The organism is Kitasatospora sp. NPDC058965, from assembly GCF_042741245.1.
Taxonomy (GTDB): Bacteria; Actinomycetota; Actinomycetes; order Streptomycetales; family Streptomycetaceae; genus Kitasatospora.
This window is the reverse complement of sequence record NZ_JBHYKG010000055.1, coordinates 16626-34493: the sequence shown is the minus strand read 5'-3', so window position 1 is coordinate 34493 and position 17868 is coordinate 16626. Positions and strand designations below refer to the sequence as shown.

The 17868-nt window shown below is 73.7% G+C and carries 15 protein-coding genes and 1 tRNA gene; 7 read left to right on the top strand and 9 right to left on the bottom strand.

All coding sequences use genetic code 11. From position 1 onward, the window contains the following. Window positions 1–223: 223 nt before the first annotated feature. Together ACFW1A_RS12375 and ACFW1A_RS12370 are read left to right on the top strand one after the other, a co-directional pair. On the top strand, window positions 224–1390 hold the full coding sequence (locus tag ACFW1A_RS12375) for a cytochrome P450 (RefSeq protein WP_380407927.1): 1167 nt from the start codon (window positions 224–226) through the stop codon (window positions 1388–1390). Then, window positions 1387–1635, top strand: a complete 249-nt coding sequence (locus tag ACFW1A_RS12370; protein ID WP_380407921.1) for a ferredoxin — start codon at window positions 1387–1389, stop codon at window positions 1633–1635. The genes ACFW1A_RS12375 and ACFW1A_RS12370 overlap by 4 nt, the downstream gene beginning before the upstream one ends. A 61-nt stretch (window positions 1636–1696) precedes the next feature. Here the strand turns inward: ACFW1A_RS12370 and ACFW1A_RS12365 are convergent, their stop codons facing one another. Beyond that, window positions 1697–1966 (bottom strand): DUF1876 domain-containing protein, encoded by a 270-nt coding sequence (locus ACFW1A_RS12365; RefSeq protein ID WP_380407920.1) that lies wholly within the window; start codon window positions 1964–1966, stop codon window positions 1697–1699. 141 nt (window positions 1967–2107) lie between these two features. On the opposite strand from ACFW1A_RS12365, the gene ACFW1A_RS12360 reads away from it, so the two are divergent. The 3 genes from ACFW1A_RS12360 to ACFW1A_RS12350 all read left to right on the top strand — a co-directional run bounded on the left by ACFW1A_RS12360 (window position 2108) and on the right by ACFW1A_RS12350 (window position 5433). Next, the gene (locus ACFW1A_RS12360) at window positions 2108–2791 is read left to right on the top strand and encodes a class F sortase (RefSeq protein WP_380407918.1); all 684 of its coding nucleotides are present in this window, start codon (window positions 2108–2110) and stop codon (window positions 2789–2791) included. 157 nt (window positions 2792–2948) lie between these two features. Beyond that, window positions 2949–4523 (top strand): alpha-amylase family glycosyl hydrolase, encoded by a 1575-nt coding sequence (locus ACFW1A_RS12355; RefSeq protein ID WP_380407916.1) that lies wholly within the window; start codon window positions 2949–2951, stop codon window positions 4521–4523. A gap of 61 nt (window positions 4524–4584) precedes the next feature. After that, window positions 4585–5433, top strand: coding sequence for a polysaccharide deacetylase family protein (locus ACFW1A_RS12350; protein WP_380407914.1), 849 nt, complete (start codon window positions 4585–4587; stop codon window positions 5431–5433). Between the two features lie 7 nt (window positions 5434–5440). Here ACFW1A_RS12350 and ACFW1A_RS12345 read toward each other — a convergent pair whose 3' ends face one another. Next, on the bottom strand, window positions 5441–6259 hold the full coding sequence (locus ACFW1A_RS12345; RefSeq protein WP_380407913.1) for an SDR family NAD(P)-dependent oxidoreductase: 819 nt from the start codon (window positions 6257–6259) through the stop codon (window positions 5441–5443). A gap of 215 nt (window positions 6260–6474) precedes the next feature. On the opposite strand from ACFW1A_RS12345, the gene ACFW1A_RS12340 reads away from it, so the two are divergent. Continuing rightward, the gene (locus ACFW1A_RS12340) at window positions 6475–7344 is read left to right on the top strand and encodes a 3-hydroxybutyryl-CoA dehydrogenase (protein ID WP_380407911.1); all 870 of its coding nucleotides are present in this window, start codon (window positions 6475–6477) and stop codon (window positions 7342–7344) included. A gap of 57 nt (window positions 7345–7401) precedes the next feature. After that, on the top strand, window positions 7402–9879 hold the full coding sequence (gene pepN, locus ACFW1A_RS12335; protein WP_380407909.1) for an aminopeptidase N: 2478 nt from the start codon (window positions 7402–7404) through the stop codon (window positions 9877–9879). Between the two features lie 291 nt (window positions 9880–10170). Here the strand turns inward: pepN and ACFW1A_RS12330 are convergent. The 7 genes from ACFW1A_RS12330 to ACFW1A_RS12300 all read right to left on the bottom strand — a co-directional run bounded on the left by ACFW1A_RS12330 (window position 10171) and on the right by ACFW1A_RS12300 (window position 17847). Next, window positions 10171–10269, bottom strand: a tRNA-OTHER gene (locus ACFW1A_RS12330). Between the two features lie 23 nt (window positions 10270–10292). Continuing rightward, the gene (locus ACFW1A_RS12325) at window positions 10293–11024 is read right to left on the bottom strand and encodes a hypothetical protein (RefSeq protein WP_380407907.1); all 732 of its coding nucleotides are present in this window, start codon (window positions 11022–11024) and stop codon (window positions 10293–10295) included. A 38-nt stretch (window positions 11025–11062) separates the two neighbouring features. After that, window positions 11063–11872, bottom strand: coding sequence for a chitosanase (locus ACFW1A_RS12320; RefSeq protein WP_380407905.1), 810 nt, complete (start codon window positions 11870–11872; stop codon window positions 11063–11065). Window positions 11873–12025: 153 nt separating this feature from the next. Next, window positions 12026–14545 (bottom strand): phenylalanine--tRNA ligase subunit beta, encoded by a 2520-nt coding sequence (gene pheT, locus ACFW1A_RS12315; RefSeq protein ID WP_380407903.1) that lies wholly within the window; start codon window positions 14543–14545, stop codon window positions 12026–12028. Continuing rightward, window positions 14545–15666, bottom strand: coding sequence for a phenylalanine--tRNA ligase subunit alpha (pheS, locus tag ACFW1A_RS12310; RefSeq protein WP_380407901.1), 1122 nt, complete (start codon window positions 15664–15666; stop codon window positions 14545–14547). The genes pheT and pheS overlap by 1 nt, the downstream gene beginning before the upstream one ends. 119 nt (window positions 15667–15785) lie before the next feature. Beyond that, entirely contained in the window at window positions 15786–16919 is a 1134-nt protein-coding gene (locus ACFW1A_RS12305; RefSeq protein WP_380407899.1) for an ATP-binding protein, read from the bottom strand. 55 nt (window positions 16920–16974) lie between these two features. Beyond that, window positions 16975–17847 carry a TrmH family RNA methyltransferase gene (locus ACFW1A_RS12300; protein ID WP_380407897.1) on the bottom strand — a complete coding sequence of 291 codons (873 nt, stop codon included), beginning with the start codon at window positions 17845–17847 and terminating at the stop codon, window positions 16975–16977. Between the last annotated feature and the right edge of the window lie 21 nt (window positions 17848–17868).

Below are 17868 nucleotides of genomic sequence, written 5' to 3'. Positions count from 1 at the left end.
GTCCCCGGTGCCGCCCCGCGGCGCACCGGGGACCGGCGGCAGGCCCGCTGACGGACCGTCGCGGCCGGCCCCGGCGCGCACCCCCGCGCACCGCGCGCCCCCAACTGCCCGAATGCGCCCCCTGGTTCGTCACGGAACTGCCCCTTAACGTCACCTCCAAGGCCTATCGCCAGGAGGAACCGTGTCCCTCGACCACAGTGACGCGCCGGCCGCCGAGCCGCTGATGCCGCTGCACTGCGCCCAAGCCCTGCCCGCCGGTCCCCCGATCCTCACCACGCTGCGCACCGGCACCCCGGTCTGGCTGGTCCGCCGCCACGCCGACGTCCGGCAGGTGCTGACCGACCCGCGGCTCAACCGCGCCTCGCTCTTCGCCCCCGGCGCGCCCGCCATCACCCCGTACCCCAACCTGCTGGACGACCCCGAGGGCCTGCTCAACCTGGACGGCCCCGACCACCAGCGCCTGCGCCGCACGGTGCAGCGCGCCTTCACCCCGCGCGCGATCGCCCGCTGGCGCCCCTGGGTCGCCTCGGTGGTCGAGGACCTGCTCAACGGGCTCACCGACGCCGACCGCCCGGTGGACCTGGTCGCCGCCTTCTCCCGCCCGCTGCCGGTGGCGGTGATCAGCCGCCTGATGGGCCTGGACAACCTGGACCTCAAGCGGCTGGCCTACTGGAGCGACCACGCGCTGGCCGCCTCCGCCTACACGCCCCAGCAGGTCCAGGAGGCCATGCAGGACTTCGGCGCGTTCGGGGCCGCGCTGGTCGCCCGCCGCCGGGCCGAGCCGGGCGAGGACCTGGTCAGCTCGCTGGTCCAGGCCGCCGACCAGGACGGCTCCATGACGGAGTACCAGCTGGTGATGCTCACCATCGGCCTGGTGGTGGGCGGGCACGAGACCACCATGACCTCGCTCGGCAACGCGCTGGTCTACCTGCTCACCGAGGACCGGGAGGCCTGGACCGAGCTGGCCGCCGGCGAGGAGCGGGCGGCGGCCGCCGCCGAGCAACTGCTGCGCGCCATCCCGCTCAGCGACCGCACCGTGCTGCCGGGCCAGCTGCGCCGCGCGGTGTCCGACGTGGAGATCGGCGGGGTGCTGATCCCGGCCGGCAGCGTGGTGGCGGCCGACACCTTCAGCGCCAACCACGACGCGGGGGTCTACCCGGCCGACTGGCGCACCGACCTGTTCGACCAGCCGAGCGCCCCGCACCTGACCTTCGGCGCCGGACCGCACCACTGCCTGGGCGCCTGGCTGGCCCGGATGGAACTGGAGCTGGCGCTGCACCGGCTGGCCCGCCGGCTGCCCGGGCTGCGGCTCACCGTGGACCCGGCGGACATCGAGTGGCGCCGGGGCCTGCTCACCCGCAGCCCGCTGACCCTGCCGGCCACCTGGTGAGCGCGACCGGGCCGGAGCCGGCCGACCTGGTGGTCACCGTGGACCGGGCCCGCTGCGCCGGGACCGGGCTGTGCGCCGCCTCGGCGCCCGCCGACCTGCTGGTGGGCCCGGACGGCAAGGCCCGGCCGCGCCGCGAGCGCACCGGCGCCCTGGCCGAGGTGGTCGAGGCCGCCGAACTCTGCCCGATGGAGGCCATCGCGGTCCGCCGCGCGACCACCGGGGAGCTGCTCGCCCCGCAGTGGTGACGCACGGGGCCCGGGGAGCGGCCGCCGCTCCCCGGGGCCCTGCGCCCGGCCCGACCCGGGCTCAGAGCGGGTGGCTCCGGACCGCGCCGAGGTCGTCGATCTCGTCGTGCGCCTTCTCCAGCAGCTGCCGGGCCAGCCCCTGCAGCGCCCTGGCCGCCGCGACCTCCTCGCCGACCCGCAGCTGTTCCGGGTCGGCGGGGTGCCTGCTGGTGTCGCCGCGGGCCCGCAGCTCGCGCCCGTCCGGCAGCCGTACCAGCGCGGCCGCCGCCGTGTGCGGGCCCTCCTCGCTGAACTCCAGCTCGATGTGCCATCCGACCAGCGTCTTCGTCATGGCCGTCACCTCCAGCGGTACCCCTCCAGGATGCACCGTCCGTGGACGCAGCGTCACACGTTCGCACTCGCTGTGGTGGCACGCCTGCGCACCGCGACCGACCGTGGAGCTGGCACCCCGCACAGCAGAGAGGCTCCGCCCATGGATGGCCCCGTCCTGCCGCCCGAGGACCGGCCCGCGCGCGTCTCCGGGCTCAGCCGGCGCCGCAGCGCCGTGCTCTTCAGCGTGCTCGGCACCGCACTGCTCGCCCTGCTCCTGGTCCACCAGTCCGAACAGACCCGCTCCGCGCTGCCGCCGCGCCGGCCCGACCCGGCCCAGCAGGCCGCCGCCTCGCCGTCCCCCGCGGCCCGGCGGACCACCCCGGCCGTCCAGGTCCCCGACGCGCACCCGAGCCGCCTGAAGATCGCCGCGCTCAACGTGGACGCGCCCTTCACCGGGCTCGACCAGAACACCCAGCCGCCGGCCGAGGACCCCAACCTGGTCGGCTGGTTCCAGGGCGGCACCGTCCCGGGCAACCGCGGTCCGGCCGTGCTGCTCGGCCAGGTGGCCACCAGCACCGCCCCCGCCGTCTTCACCGGCCTGGGCACCCTGACCCCCGCCGCCACCGTCGACGTGGCCCGCGACGACGGGGTGACCGCCACCTTCACCGTGGACAGCGTGGAGACCTTCGCCAAGGACGCGCTGCCCGCCGACCGGATCTACGGGAAGACGGCCGACGCCCAGCTGCGCCTGGTCAGCTGCGGCGGCGCCTACGACAGCCAGCGCGACGACTACACCGCCAGCGTGGTGGTCTTCGCCCACCTGACCAACCTGAAGGAGACCTGACGGCCCGTCGGCGCCGGCCCCGAGGGAGCGCGCGCCGACCTCGCGTCACCCCGCCCGGGCCGCCGCGCTCCATTGACGCGGCGGCCGACCCCTTCCTAGCGTGGCTGCTCGACCGGCGCGCGTCCGAGCGCGTCCGAGCCGGAGGCCACCACCCGAGATGACCGACCGTCAGCCGGTTCCCGCCTGGCTCGCCGAGGCCGTGCTCTACCAGATCTACCCGCAGTCCTTCGCCGACTCGAACGGCGACGGCATCGGCGACCTGCCCGGCGTCACCGCCCGCCTGGACCACCTGGCCGACCTCGGCGTCACGGCGCTCTGGCTCAGCCCCTGCTTCGTCTCGGAGTTCGGCGACGCCGGCTACGACGTGGCCGACTACCTCACCGTCGCACCGCGCTACGGGACCAACGAGGACCTGGCCGAGCTGGTCCGGCAGGCCGGCGCCCGCGGTATCCGGGTGCTGCTCGACCTGGTCCCCGGACACACCTCGCACCGGCACCCGTGGTTCCAGCACTCGGCCCGCACCCCGGGCGACGACCGCTACATCTGGTCGGACCGGATCACCGCGCCGGTGCACGAGTGGATCCCCAACCAGGGCCCGCGCGGCGGCTTCTACCGGGCCAACTTCTACCCGATCCAGCCCGCGCTCAACTTCGGCTACGCCCGTCCGGATCCGGCCGAGCCCTGGCGCAGCCCGGTCGACGCACCCGGCCCGCGGGCCAACCGGGCCGCGCTGCGCGCCGTCATGGCGCACTGGTTCGACCTCGGCGTGGCCGGCTTCCGGGTGGACATGGCCTCCTCGCTGGTCAAGGACGACCCGGAGCACGTCGAGACCGGGCGGCTCTTCGGCGAGCTGCGCGACTGGCTGGACGCGCAGTACCCCGACCGGGTGCTGATCGCCGAGTGGGGCGACCCGGCCCGCTCCGTCCCGGCGGGCCTGCACGCGGACTTCTTCCTGCACTTCACCGGCCGCGCGCTGCGCTCCCTCTGGGACAACGGGACCGGCAGCCAGGGCAGCTGGGCGCACGGCGAGCCGTGCTTCTTCGACGCCGACGGCCGGGGCGACATCACCGAGTTCCTGACCGCCTGGGAGCGGGCGGACGCTGCCGTCGACGGGCACGGCCTGGTCGCGCTGCCCACCGCCAACCACGACTTCTCCCGGCTGGTCTGCGGCCCGCGCACCCGCGAGCAGGCGGCCTGCGCCTTCGCCTTCCTGCTCACCTGGCCCAGTCTGCCGGTGATCTACTACGGCGACGAGATCGGCATGCGGTTCGTGCCCGGCCTGCCGGAGAAGGAGGGCAGCCAGTTCGGCTCCGAGGCCCGCCAGGGGTCCCGGACCCCGATGCAGTGGGACGGCACGGCCGGGGCCGGCTTCTCCACCGCACCGCCCGCCGACTTCTACCTGCCGCTGGACCCCGACCCCGGCCGGCCCGACGTGGCCGCGCAGCGCGCCGACCCCGACTCGCTGCTCCACCTGGTGCGCCGGTTGGTCCGACTGCGCCGCGACACGCCCGAGTTGGGCACCGGCGCGCCGGTCACCGTGCTGTCCGCCGGCTACCCCTTCGTCTACCGGCGCGGCGACGCGCACCTGGTGGTGGTCAACCCGCGCCGGGAGCCGGCCGAGCTGGCCTCGCCCGAGCTCCCGGCCGGCGAACTGCTGCTGGGCGCCGGGGTGGACCTGGCGCCCGGCAAGCTGCGGGTGGCCGGGTTCGGCCACGGCGTCTTCCGGCTCTGACGGTCCGCCGAACGGGACACCGAATCGCCCCGCGTTTCCGTCATATTTATGCTGGTCCGCGATGACTGTCGACCGCCGCAGGATTCTGCGTACCACTGCCCAGCTGGCCACCCTCACCGCGGCCGGCGGGCTGCTCGCCGGGTGCGGCCAGGAGGCCGCCACCGGTGCCGGCGCGCCGCACCCCAGCGCCGCCCCGACGACGCCGAAGCCCGGGCCGAGCGCCCCGGCCACCGGCTCGGCGTCGCCCTCGGCCGGGCCGTCCGGCAGCGCGGGCCCCAGTGCGCCCGTGCTGCCGCCGCTGGCCGCCGGTACCCCGTTCGAGGTGGTCACCGGGCCGCAGACCCGCCAGCAGGTGGCGCTCACCTTCCACGGCCAGGGCGACCCGAAGCTCGCCACCGCGCTGCTGGAGGCGGCCGAGCAGCACGGTGCCCGGCTGACCGTGATGGTGGTGGGCAGCTGGCTGGACCAGCAGCCGCAGATGGCCCAGCGGATCCTGTCCGGCGGGCACGAGCTGGGCAACCACACCCAGAACCACCAGGACATCTCCTCGATGTCCCCGGACCAGGCCTACGCGGAGATCACCGCCTGCGCGGACCGGCTGAAGGCGCTGACCGGCTCGATCGGCCGCTGGTTCCGCCCCTCCGAGGCCCAGTACGCCACCACCCAGGTCAAGGACCAGGCCCGCCGGGCCGGCTACGAGCACATCCTCTCCTTCGACCTGGACCCGCGGGACTACCAGGACCCGGGTGCGGACGTGGTGCAGCGCCGGATCCTCGCCTCGGCGAAGGCCGGCTCGATCGTCGCCCTGCACATGGGCCACCAGGGCACCGTGGACGCGCTGCCGGCCGTGCTGACGGCGCTGCAGCAGCGCGGCCTGAGCGCGGTGACGGCCAGCCAGCTCTGCGCCTGACCCCCGGTCAGCGCAACGGGTCGTCCTCGCCGTACGGGCGCAGCCGCAGGGTGCGGGCGTCCTGCTCCTTGATCTGCCCGGCCAGCTCCACCAGGTGCGCCAGGTCGTCCCGCCCGGCGTGGACGAACCGCCCGTGCAGCGCGTCGAACCGGCCCCGGGCCGCGTCCACCGCGACCGCCACCATGTACGGCAGGGAGTTCCACTCCTTCATCCCGGCGAACATCGGCATCCCGGCCGTCATGTCGGTGGCGACCGCCCCGGGGCTGATGTCCAGCACCACCACGTGGTGGGCGGCCAGCGAGTCGGCGATGTTGTCGGAGAGCTGGAGCAGCGCGCCCTTGGAGGTGGCGTAGGCGGTGTAGTGCCCGTCGGGGCGGACCGCGAAGCCGGAGTTGAGGTTGAGGATCCGCCCGCGCCCGCGCTCCACCATCCCCGGCAGCACGCTGCGCAGCAGGTTGAACGGGCCGCGCAGGTTGACCTCCAGCACCTGCCACCACTGGGCCGGGTCGGCCTCCCAGAGCGGCACCTCGGCCCGGTCGATCTGGCCGGCGTTGTTGACCAGCAGGTCGATCGGCCCGAGGTCGCGCTCGATGCCGCGCACCGCCTCGCGCACCGCGCCGGGCCGGGCCACGTCGGCGGTCACCGCGACGCCCCTGGCGCCCTCGCGCACACAGGCCTTCAGGGTCTCGGTGAGGGTCTCCAGGGTGCGGCCCACCAGGCCGACCGCCATCCCCTCGGCGGCCAGCCCGAGCGCGATCTCCCGGCCGATCCCCCGCCCGGCGCCGGTGACCAGCGCCACCTGCCCCTCCAGCGTGCCGCTGCGCATCGTCGTCCGATCCCTCCGCCGGTGGCCGTCCGGCCCAGCATGCGCCGCTCGCGCGCCCCGGCGCGCTGGGCCGCACGGGCGAGCCGGGCGCCATCACCCGCTCGGCCCAGCGGCCGCTGCGGCCAGGGCACCTGGTACGGCTCCAGGTGCCAAGTAGTACGGTCGATCGACACGGGCGGCGACCCCGCCCGGCGACAAGCGGAAAGGCAAGTGAAGTGAGCGACATCGCGCGCGTCGGAGTGGTCGGTTGCGGACTCATGGGCTCGGGCATCGCCGAGGTCTTCGCCCGGGCCGGGCTCGACGTCCTGGTCTCGGAGGCCACCGGCGAGGCCCTGGAGCTCGGCCGCGGCCGGATCACCCACTCGCTGGAGAACGCCGTCAAGCGCGGCAAGCTCACCCCCGAGGCCCGTGAGGAGGCCCTCGGCCGGCTCTCCTTCACCACCGACCTGGCCGACTTCGCCGACCGCGACCTGGTCGTCGAGGCGGTCGCCGAGCGCGAGGACATCAAGGTCCAGATCTTCCAGACGCTGGATCAGGTGATGCAGCGTCGGGACGCGGTGCTGGCCTCCAACACCTCCTCGATCCCGATCGTCAAGCTGGCCGCCGCCACCAGCCGCCCCGAGCAGGTGATCGGCCTGCACTTCTTCAACCCCGCCCCGGTGCAGCGCCTGGTCGAGGTGATCCCCACCCTGACCACCTCGCCCGAGACCACCGCCCGGGTGGAGGCCTTCGCCACCGAGGTGCTCGCCAAGGAGCCGATCCGCGCCCGCGACCGGGCCGGCTTCGTGGTCAACGCCCTGCTGGTGCCCTACCTGCTCTCCGCGGTGCGGATGTTCGAGTCCGGCGTGGCCACCGCCGCGGACATCGACAAGGGCATGGAGGCCGGCTGCGCCCACCCGATGGGCCCGCTGCGCCTGTGCGACCTGATCGGCCTGGACACCATCGCCTCGATCGCCGACTCGATGTACGCCGAGTACAAGGAGCCGCTGTACGCCGCCCCGCCGCTGCTCTCCCGGATGGTCGACGCGGGCCTGCTCGGCCGCAAGTCCGGCCGCGGCTTCTACGACTACACCGCCAAGGCCTGACCCCGTGACAGGCACCCCCGGGGCGGCCCGCCCCGGGGGTACGGCACCATCGTTCGCATGACTCCTGTTGCCGCACTCACCCGGGCCGAGGCCGTCGAGCGCCACGAGCTGCTCGACGTCCGCACGGTCACCGTCGACCTCGACCTCACCAGGGGCCCCGAGGTCTTCGCCTCCACCACCGTGATCCGCTTCGCCTGCACCCGGCCGGGCGCGGCGACCTTCGTGGACATCAAGCCCGTGCGGCTGCTGCGGGTGGTGCTGAACGGGGAGGAGCTCGACCCGGCCGCGCTGGACCGGGGCCGGTACCCGCTCGCCGGTCTGGCGGCGGAGAACGAGCTGACCGTCGAGGCGGAACTCGCCTACTCGCACACCGGCGAGGGCATGCACCGCTTCACCGACCCGGCCGACGGCGAGGACTACGTCTACCTGCAGTCCTTCCTGGACAGCGCGCCGACCGCGTTCGCCTGCTTCGACCAGGCCGACCTCAAGGCCGTCCACCGGGTCGCGGTGACCGCACCCGCCGAGTGGACCGTGGTGGCCAACAGCCTGGCCACCACCGCCGGCCCCGGCCGCTGGGCGTTCGCGCCCACCCCGCCGATCAGCAGCTACCTGGTGGCCCTGGTGGCGGGCCCGCTGCACTCGGTGCACGCCGAGCACGACGGCATCCCGCTGGGCCTGCACTGCCGGCGCTCGCTCGCCGCCCACCTGGACGCGGACGCCGCGGAGATGTTCGAGGTCACCCGGCAGGGCTTCGACCACTACCACCGGATCTTCCGCACCCGCTTCCCGTTCGACAGCTACGACCAGTGCTTCGTCCCGGAGTTCAACGCGGGCGCGATGGAGAACCCGGGCTGCGTCACCTTCAAGGACGACTTCGTCTTCCGGTCCGCCGTGCCCGACACCGAGCGGGCCGTGCGGGCCATGGTGATCACCCACGAGATGGCCCACATGTGGTTCGGCGACCTGGTCACCATGAAGTGGTGGGACGACCTGTGGCTGAACGAGTCCTTCGCGGAGTTCATGGCCTACACGGCCACCGCCCGGGCCACCCGGTTCACCGACATGTGGACCGACTACGCCGCCCGCAAGGCCTGGGGCTACGACGCGGACCAGCGCCCGTCCACCCACCCGGTGGCACCCGAGTCCGTCGAGGACAGCGCCCAGGCGCTGCAGAACTTCGACGGCATCTCCTACGCCAAGGGCGCCTCGGCGCTGCGCCAGCTGGTGGCCTGGCTCGGCGAGGAGCGGTTCCTGGCCGGCGTCAACGACTACTTCGAGCGGTTCGCCTACGGCAACGCCACCCTGGCCGACCTGCTCGACTGCCTGACCGCGGCCAGCGGGCGGGACGTGCGGGGCTGGGCCGCGACCTGGCTGCGCACCACCGGTGTGGACACCCTGCGCGCCGACGGCGAGCAGCTGGTGCACACCGCGGCCGACGGCCGGCTGCGCCCGCACCGGCTCGGCGTCGCCCGCTACCGGCGCGCGGCCGACGGCACCCTGGTGCTCGGCTCGCGCGAGGACCTGGAGCTGACCGGCGAGCAGGACCGGATCCCGCTGCGCACCGCGCCGGACGACCTGCTGCTGCTCAACGACACCGACCTCGACTACGTCAAGATCCGGCTGGATCCGCACTCCTGGCGCACCGTCCGGGAGTCGCTGGGCGCCGTGCCCGACGAGCCGGCCCGGGCCGTGCTCTGGGACTCGGCCCGGGACCAGGTCCGGGACGGCGAGCTGGCGCCCGAGCAGTACCTGGAGCTGGTCGCCGCGCACCTGCCCGGCGAGACCTCGCTGCACCTGGTGCAGTCGGTGCTCCGGTTCGCCCGCGAGCAGGTGGCCGACCGGTTCCTGGCGCCCGAGCAGCGGCCGGCCGCCCTGGAGCTCCTGGGCACCGTCCACCGCGCCCTGCTGGTGCGCGGCGCGCAGGACCCGGACCTGCGCCTGGTGGCCGTGCGCGGCCTGCTCTCGGTCGCCGCGACCGAGGCGGACGCCGCCGAGCTGCAGGCCTGGCTGGCGGCGGACGCCGTCCCCGACGGGCCGGCGCTCGACCCCGAGCTGCGCTGGCAGCTGCTGCTGCGCCTGGCCGTGCTGGGCGCGACGGACGAGGCGCAGATCGCCGCGCAGCTGGCCCGGGACCCGAGCGACCTCAGCGAGGAGGGCGCCGCCCGCTGCCGGGCCGCGCTGCCCGAGCCGCGGGCCAAGGAGGCCGCCTTCGCGGCGCTCTTCCACGGCGAGCTGTCCAACTACCTGGCCGCCGCCACCGCGCAGGGCCTGTGGCAGCCCGAGCAGGCCGACCTGCTGGCGGACCTGACGCTGCGCTACTTCGACGACCTGCCGGCCGCCGCCGAGCGCGGCCACGCGATCGCCACGGTGCTCACCCGCCACGGCTTCCCGGCCTTCGCGGCCGAGGAGCGGACCGTCCGGGCCGCCGAGGCCTGCCTGGCCCGCACCGACCTGACCCCCAGCGCCCGCCGCGGCCTGGTCGACCAGCTCGACGACCTGCGCCGGGCCGTCCGCGCCCGCCGGCCGCGTGGCTGAGGAACCGTCCGGGGAATGAGGAGGACCCGGGAGCGTAGCCTGCTCCCGGGCCCCTGTGTGCCGCCCATTGCGCACACCGGCACGTTTAAGGGTCGCGGATCACGTTGAAATCGACGCGTTCTACCTTTGAACTACCGAGCCACGAGCGGCTCAGGCGGGACTTGAACCCGCATTCGTCGATGGTCGTCCGCACCCGGGCGATCCGGCGTTCGGCGGCGAATGCTGAGACTGGAGCGAGAGTCTGAGATTGACGGGGTCTGCCTCTGCCTGCTTGGGCTACCCCGGCGCGCGTGGTGCCGGGGGGAGGAGTCGAACCTCCACTGTGACCCCTGGTCAGCTTCAACATCAGTGTCAGCTTTTCGCGCTGCTCCGCAGCGCACCCGACCCGGCTCCCCGGGCGGGCGATCAGGGGGCTACCCGAACAGGTAGCCGAACACGGCGTCACCCACCCGCTGGTCGGTGACGTCGACGGAATTGGCCTCCTCGCGGGCGAACTTGACCGCCTGCTGGAGCTTCTCCACCCGCTCCGCCAGCTCGTTGACCCGGCGGGCCGGCAGCGCACCGGAGAACTTGACCGTGGTCCAGTAACCGACCGGCACGTCCTCGTAGTAGACCTCGACCTGGGCCGGGTGCTTCTCGGTGGCCTCGGCCTTGACGTGGTTGCGCGGCACCTTCTTGGTCCGGATGGTGCGCACCGGGTCGGTCCGCCAACTGTCGCTGGACGGGTCCAGGTTCCAGGACTCGGAGGCGTCCAGCACCGGGAGCTTGCGCACGAAGGTGTTCAGGTCGGTGAGCTGCTTCTCCAGGAAGAGCAGGTACGGGACCGGCGCCTGGGCGAGCAGCACCCGGCCGTCCACCACCACGTCGGCCCGGGCCCCGATGTTGGCCCAGTCCTTGGTGGCCGTCACGTCGAACAGCCGGGTCAACGTGGTGGCGGTGGAGCGCAGCACGTCCTCCGCCTTGAGCTGCACGCGGGTGGACTCGGGCGGGAGTTGCTCGCCCTCCTCGTCCTTGGGCTGGTAGGTCCGGGCGATGCCGGCCAGCAGCGCGGGCTTCTGCAGGTCCTGGTGAGCCTGGGTCAGCTCCTGGAAGGACTTGGACTTGACGCCCTTTTCGACGGCGATGATCTGGTTCAGCTTTGCCACGCCGCGGACGCTACCAGTTCCGAACTGTGGTGCGAAAATCAATTGTTGATGCTGTAGCTGTCCCCGTAGGTCTTCCAGTGCAGCGGCGGGTTCAGGTCGAGGTTGCCGGCCTTGAGGAACACCCGCTGCTCCGTGTCCACCCGACTGGTGTCGTCGTGCGCGGCCTCGGTGAGCATCGCCGCCTTGCGCGCGTCCAGGAAGGCGTTCAGGTAGGTGGTCTCGTTGCCGCCCTGGGCCGGGGTCTTGGCGTGCTTCATCGCGGTGGCCCGGATCCCGCCGAAGCTGGTCGGGTCACTGCCCGGCCCGTGCATCACGATCGCGTCGTAGTAGATGAACTGGCCCAGCGCGCGCAGCCCGTCCTTCTCGGCCTGCTGCACCGCGGGGTTGAAGTAGACCCGGTCCCGCTCGTCGTTCTGGGCCTGCTGGAAGACCGGGTCGGCGGCCGCCTTCTTCCAGTCGTTGACGAACGGGGTGCCGAGGCCGGAGTGCGAGGCGCTGCCGTTGTCCCGCTCCAGCGCGGGCAGGTACTTGGCCAGCACGTTGCCGGACTCGAGCGCGGTGTAGTGCTTCACCAGGTCCAGCATGTCGCCGGTGCCCGAACAGAACCCGATGATGCCGGCGGTGTAGCCGCGGCCGTCGCCGATGTCCTCGATGTACTTGTACTGCGCCTTCCAGTCGAGCGAGGAGTTCTCCGCGCTGGAGACGAGCTCCATCGCGATCTCCTTCTTGTGCGGGTCGGTGAGGTTGACCGTGCCGGCCGCGCCGGCGGTGGTCGCGCCGGTGCCGGCCAGCACCGCCGCCGCCAGCGCCACGCCGAGCACCGCACGACGGGTGGACCTGAGCTGCATGACATGCTCCTGTCGTTAGGAATCTTTCCTAACGAGCGATTGAAGCGCCAAGTCCCGCCCTCCACAAGGGGCTGAACCGAACCTCCGCAAATGTGTGGACAGCACGAAGGAGGGCCCCGGCGAACCGGGGCCCTCCTTCTGACCGTCCGTCGGCTACGCGCCGCGCAGCACCGCACCGGTGCGCTGCTGGGCCGTCGCCACGGCCGACTCGCGGGCGGCCGAGGCCTCGTCCGCGGTCAGCGTGCGGTCGGTGGCCCGGAACCGCAGCGCGTAGGCCAGCGACTTCTTGCCCTCGCCCACCTGCTCGCCGGTGAACACGTCGAACAGCCGGATCGCCTCCAGCAGCTCGCCGGCCCCGTCGCGCAGGGCGGCCTCCACCTCGGCGGCCGGCACGGCGGTGTCCACGATCAGCGCCACGTCCTGGGTCGCCACCGGGAAGCCGGAGACGGTCGGACCCTCGACCCGCCGCTCGCCGTCGGCGGCGAGCGCGTCCAGGTCCAGCTCCATCACGGCGGTGCGCTCGGGCAGGTGCATCGCCTTGACCACCCGCGGGTGCAGCTCGCCGGCGTGGCCGACCACCCGGTCGGTGCCGGCCACCACGAGCTCGGCGCACCGGCCCGGGTGCCACGGGGCGTACTGGGCGACCCGGGTGGTCAGCTCCACCCCGGCCGCGCGGGCCACCACCCGGGCGGCCTCGATCGCGTCCGCCCAGGAGGCCTGCGCGCCCTTGCCCCACCAGCCCGACGGCAGCCGCTCGCCGGCCAGCGCCACCGCGACGTGCCGCGGCTGCTGGGGCAGCGCCTCGTTCAGCGCGGCCAGCTCGGCGTCCGAGGGGCGCCGGTCCACGGCCGGGCGCGGGGCCACCTTGGGCTCGGCGTCCGGCTGGAAGACGATGCTCTGCTCGAAGACGGCCAGGTCGGTGTTGCCCCGGCCGACGTTGCGCCGCAGCGCACCGAGCAGGCCCGGCAGCAGCGTGGTGCGCAGCGCCGGCTCCTCGTCGTTGAGCGGGTTGACCAGCTTGACGGTGCGCCGGCGCTCGTCCCCCGCCGCCAGGCCGAGCGCGTCGAACGCCGCGTCGCCCAGGAACGGGTAGTTGTTGACCTCGACGTAGCCGGCCCCGGCCAGCGCCACGCCGACCCGGCGGTGCATCCGCTGGGCGGCCGTCAGGCCCTGGCCCGGCGGCACCTGCGGCATCCGGGCGGGCACGTTGTCGTAGCCCTCCAGCCGGATGACCTCCTCCGCCAGGTCGTTGGGGTCGGTCAGGTCGGGACGCCAGGTCGGCGGGGTGACCTCCAGCACGTCGGCGCCGACCACGGTGCAGCCGACCTCCTGCAGGCGGCGGGTGACCGTCTCGCGGCCGTACTCCGTGCCCGCGACCCGGTCCGGCAGGTCGGCGGCGATGGTGATGGTGCGCACCGGGTGCGGAGCGGCGATGTCGGTGACGCCCGCCTCGGCGGTGCCCCCGGCGATCAGCACCAGCAGGTCCACCGCGCGCTGCGCGGCGGCCCGGGCCGCCTCCGGGTCCACCCCGCGCTCGAAGCGCTTGGAGGCCTCCGAGGGCAGCTTGTGCCGCTTGGCGGTGCGGGCGATCGAGACCGGGTCGAAGTGCGCGGCCTCGATGATCACCTCGGTGGTGCCGGTGACCACGCCGGTCTCCGCGTCCACCACCGGGTCGAGGATCTCGGTGCTGGCCCCGCCCATCACGCCGGCCAGGCCGATCGGACCGGAGTTGTCGCAGATCAGCAGGTCCTCGGCGGACAGCTCGCGCCGCTGCCCGTCCAGCGTGGTGAGCACCTCGCCCGGCTCGGCGCGGCGGACCTGGATCGGCCCGTCCACCCGGTTGCGGTCGTAGGCGTGCAGCGGCTGGCCGACCTCGAGCATCACGTAGTTGGTGATGTCCACGGCCAGCGAGATCGGGCGCACGTGCATCTTCTGCAGGCGGCGCTGCAGCCAGATCGGCGACTTGGCGGCCGGGTCGACGCCGACCACGGTGCGGGCCACGAACCGGTCGCAGCCGGCCGGGTCGGCCACCTTGACCAGGTAGCCGTAGGAGTTGGCCGGCGGCACGTCCAGCAGCGCCGGGTCGGCCAGCGGCAGGCCGAAGGCGGTGGCCGCCTCCCGGGCCACGCCGCGCATCGACAGGCAGTAGCCGCGGTCGGGGGTGACCGCGATGTCCAGCACCTCGTCGACCAGCTCCAGCAGCTCGATCGCGTCGGTGCCGGGGACGTACTCCGGCGGCAGCACGATGATGCCGTCGTGGTCGTCGCCCATGCCGAGCTCGCGGGCCGAGCAGATCATGCCGGCCGAGGTGTGGCCGTAGGTCTGCCGCGCGGCGATCGGGAACGGACCGGGCAGCACGGCGCCGGGCAGCACCACGACCACCTTGTCGCCGACCGCGAAGTTGCGCGCACCGCAGACGATCTCCTGCGGCTCGCCGGTGCCGTTGGCGTCGCCGACGTTGACGAAGCAGTGCCGGATCGGCTTCTTGAAGCCGGTCAGCTCCTCGATCGAGAGCACCTCGCCGACCACCAGCGGGCCCTTGAGGTCGCCGCCGAGCTGCTCGACGGTCTCGACCTCCAGGCCGGCCTGGATCAGCTTCTCGGCGACCTCGCGGCCGGTCACGCCGGCCGGCAGGTCGACGTACTCACGCAGCCAGGAAAGCGGGACGCGCATCAGATCTCCACCCCGAACGGGAGGGTGAAGCGCACGTCCCCCTCCACCATGTCGCGCATGTCGGCGACGTTGTGACGGTTCATCAGGATTCGCTCCAGGCCCAGGCCGAAGGCGAAGCCGCTGTAGCGCTCCGGGTCCACCCCGGCGGCGACCAGCACCCGCGGGTTGACCACGCCGCACCCGCCGAGCTCGATCCAGCCCTCCGAGGAGCAGGTCCGGCACGGCTGGTCCGGGTTGCCCACGCTCTCGCCGCGGCAGACGAAGCAGAGCAGGTCCACCTCGGCGCTCGGCTCGGTGAACGGGAAGTAGGAGGGCCGCCAGCGCAGCGGCAGCTCGTCGCCGATCAGCTTGGAGACCAGCAGCTCGATGGTGCCCTTGAGGTCGGCGAAGGTGATGCCCTCGTCCACCGCGAGACCCTCGACCTGGCGGAACACCGGGGTGTGGGTGGCGTCCAGCTCGTCGGTCCGGTAGACCCGGCCCGGCGCGACGGTGTAGATCGGCGGGTGGCCGGCCAGCATGGTACGGATCTGCACCGGCGAGGTCTGGGTGCGCAGCACCATGCCGGAGTCGGGCGAGCCGTCGGCCGCGGCCACGAAGAAGGTGTCCTGCATCGAGCGGGCCGGGTGGTCCGGGCCGAGGTTGAGCGCGTCGAAGTTGAGCCACTCGGCCTCGACCTCGGGGCCCTCGGCGATCGAGTACCCCATCGCGACGAAGGTGTCCTCGATCCGCTCGGCCATCGTGGTCAGCGGGTGCCGGGCGCCGCGCGGGGCGCGGTCGTACGGCAGCGTGACGTCCACCGCCTCCTCGACCAGCACCCGGGCGTCGCGCTCGGCCTCCAGCTCCACCTGACGCTTCGCCAGCGCTTGGTTGACCGCGCCGCGGGCCTGGCCGATCAGCTTGCCGGCCGCGGCCTTGGCGTGCGGCGGCAGCGCACCGATCTCGCGGTTGGCCAGCGAGAGCGCGGAGCGGTCGCCGGTGTGCGCGACCTTGGCCTGCTTCAACTCGTCCAGGCTGGTCGCGGCGGCAAAGGCCGCGACGGCCTCGTCGCGGGCGCGCTCGACCTCTTCGGGCTTCAATGCCTCGACCTCGACCGGATCGTAGGACTTATTGGGTGCCGACATCTCGATGTTTTCCCGTGCTCCTGCTCGTCTGAGTGGCGTTACACCAGGTCGAGTGTAGTCGCAGGGAGTACACCGGCCCGGTGCGGTCTCGCCCACCGGGCCCGTTGCCGACCGTCAGGTCAGACCATGAAGTCGGGCACCCCGGCGGGCAGGATGAATCGGAACCGGGCACCGCCGCCGGGCGCCCGGTCGATCCGGATCGTCCCGCCGTGCGCCTCGACGATGCCCTTGACGATGTAGAGGCCCAGGCCGGTCCCGCCGCGCTTGGAGCCGCGCCAGAAGCGGGTGAAGACGCGCGGCATCGACTCCTCCGGGATGCCGCTGCCTTCGTCGCTCACGGTGACCGCCGTCCCCTCCACGATCCGGGGCGGTGTCCCCGGGTGCTCCCAACTGGCCGGCTCCACGATCTCCTTGGCCGGCGTCACCTCGATGGTGACAGTTCCCTCGCCGTGCCGCACCGCGTTTTCCAGCAGGTTGGCGAGCACCTGGTCCACCTTGTCCGGGTCCGCCCACTGCTGCGGCAGGTCCTCGGCGAGCCGGATGTCGAACCGCTCCGGCGGCAGCCCCGCCGCCACCTTGCCGTCCACCTGCCGGTGCACCGCGGCCCCCAGGTCCACCACCTGCTTGCGCACCTCCAGCCGGCCGGCGTCGATCCGGGAGATGTCCAGCAGCTCGGCGATCAGCCGGGTCACCCGGTCCGCGTCGGCGTTGACGGTCTCCAGCATCACCCGCTTCTGACCGTCCGTGAACCGCTCCCACTTGTTCAGCAGGGTGGCGGTGAAGCCCTTGACGCTGGTCAGCGGGGAGCGCAGCTCGTGCGCCACAGTGGCGATCAGCTCGGCGTGCGCGCGCTCGGTGCGCCGCCGGGCCTCGGTGCCGCGCAGCGCCACCACCAGGGTGTGCAGCGGCCCGCCGCGCCCCCGGCGCAGGTAGGAGGCCGAGACCAGCACCTCGCGCCCCGAGCCGGGCAGCAGCAGGTTGCGCTCCGGCTGCCGGGTGCGGATCGCCAGGCCGCCGTACGGGTCGGTCAGCTCCCACCAGCGGCGCCCGTCCAGGTCCTCCAGCGGCAGCGCCTCGGCCAGCGGCCGGCCCAGCGCCGCGCGCGGGCTGATCCCGGTCAGCCGCGCCGCCGCCCGGTTGAAGGTGACCACCAGCCCGTCCCGGTCGGCGACCACCAGCCCGTCCGGCAGGTCGTCAGGATCCAGCGGCCCTGCGGTGCCCCCCGACCGCGGCAGATCCTCGCTGGCGACCATGGGTGTCCTCCCGATCCCACACGTCTCGCGCACTTGGCCCCCGCCGAATCCGACCCTAGCGCTCCGTGCCCGGCGCGCGACACCCTGCGGGCGAACGCTGTGCCCGGGCCGAGGCATAGAGGCAGACGGCGGCGGCCGTGGCGAGGTTGAGGCTCTCGGCGTGCCCGTGGATGGGTACGCGCACCACCTCGTCGGCGAGTGCGCGGGTCTCCTCCGGCAGGCCCCAGGCCTCGTTGCCGAAGATCCAGGCGGTCGGCGCGCCCAGCGTGCCCTCGTCCAGCTCGTGGTCCAGGTCGCGCTCGCCCGCGCCGTCGGCGGCCAGCAGGCGCACGCCGGTCTCCCGCAGCCGGGCCACCACCTGTTCGACCGGCACCCCCACCGCCACCGGCAGGTGGAACAGGCTGCCGACCGAGGCGCGCACCGCCTTGGGGTTGTACAGGTCCACCGAGGCGTCGGTCAGCACCACCGCGTCCGCGCCGGCCGCGTCCGCGGTGCGCAGCACGGTGCCGGCGTTGCCGGGGTCGCGCACGTTGGCCAGCACCGCGACCAGCTTGGGCCGCCGGCGCAGCACCTCCTCGAAGGGGGTGTCCAGGAACCGGCAGAGCGCCACGATGCCCTGCGGGGTGACGGTGTCGCAGATGTCCGCGATCACCTCGTCGGTGGCGGTCAGCACCGGCAGACCGTCGGCCCGGGCCGCCCGGACGATGTCGGCGTGCCGGTCGGCGGCCTCCGGGGTCAGGTACACCTCCACCACCGCGTGCTCGCCCCCGGGCAGGGTGCCGAAGGCCACCGCCTCGCGGACCGCCTGCGGCCCCTCGGCGAGGAAGCGGCGGTCCTTGCCGCGCTGGGCCCGCCGGGCCAGCTTGCGCGCGGCGATCACCCGCGGCGAGCGGAGCGAGCTGAGCAGGGGGGTGTCGGTGCTGACCATGGTTCGCTTCCTGGGGAGTTG

Bases quoted from the DNA above. Each gene is read 5' to 3' on its own strand.
- ACFW1A_RS12375 (WP_380407927.1), top strand. From the start codon at position 224: ATGCCGCTGCACTGCGCCCAAGCCCTGCCCGCCGGTCCCCCGATCCTC.
- ACFW1A_RS12365 (WP_380407920.1), bottom strand. From the start codon at position 1,966: ATGACGAAGACGCTGGTCGGATGGCACATCGAGCTGGAGTTCAGCGAG.
- ACFW1A_RS12360 (WP_380407918.1), top strand. From the start codon at position 2,108: ATGGATGGCCCCGTCCTGCCGCCCGAGGACCGGCCCGCGCGCGTCTCC.
- ACFW1A_RS12355 (WP_380407916.1), top strand. From the start codon at position 2,949: ATGACCGACCGTCAGCCGGTTCCCGCCTGGCTCGCCGAGGCCGTGCTC.
- ACFW1A_RS12350 (WP_380407914.1), top strand. From the start codon at position 4,585: ATGACTGTCGACCGCCGCAGGATTCTGCGTACCACTGCCCAGCTGGCC.
- ACFW1A_RS12345 (WP_380407913.1), bottom strand. From the start codon at position 6,259: ATGCGCAGCGGCACGCTGGAGGGGCAGGTGGCGCTGGTCACCGGCGCC.
- pepN (WP_380407909.1), top strand. From the start codon at position 7,402: ATGACTCCTGTTGCCGCACTCACCCGGGCCGAGGCCGTCGAGCGCCAC.
- ACFW1A_RS12320 (WP_380407905.1), bottom strand. From the start codon at position 11,872: ATGCAGCTCAGGTCCACCCGTCGTGCGGTGCTCGGCGTGGCGCTGGCG.
- pheT (WP_380407903.1), bottom strand. From the start codon at position 14,545: ATGCGCGTCCCGCTTTCCTGGCTGCGTGAGTACGTCGACCTGCCGGCC.
- pheS (WP_380407901.1), bottom strand. From the start codon at position 15,666: ATGTCGGCACCCAATAAGTCCTACGATCCGGTCGAGGTCGAGGCATTG.
- ACFW1A_RS12305 (WP_380407899.1), bottom strand. From the start codon at position 16,919: ATGGTCGCCAGCGAGGATCTGCCGCGGTCGGGGGGCACCGCAGGGCCG.
- ACFW1A_RS12300 (WP_380407897.1), bottom strand. From the start codon at position 17,847: ATGGTCAGCACCGACACCCCCCTGCTCAGCTCGCTCCGCTCGCCGCGG.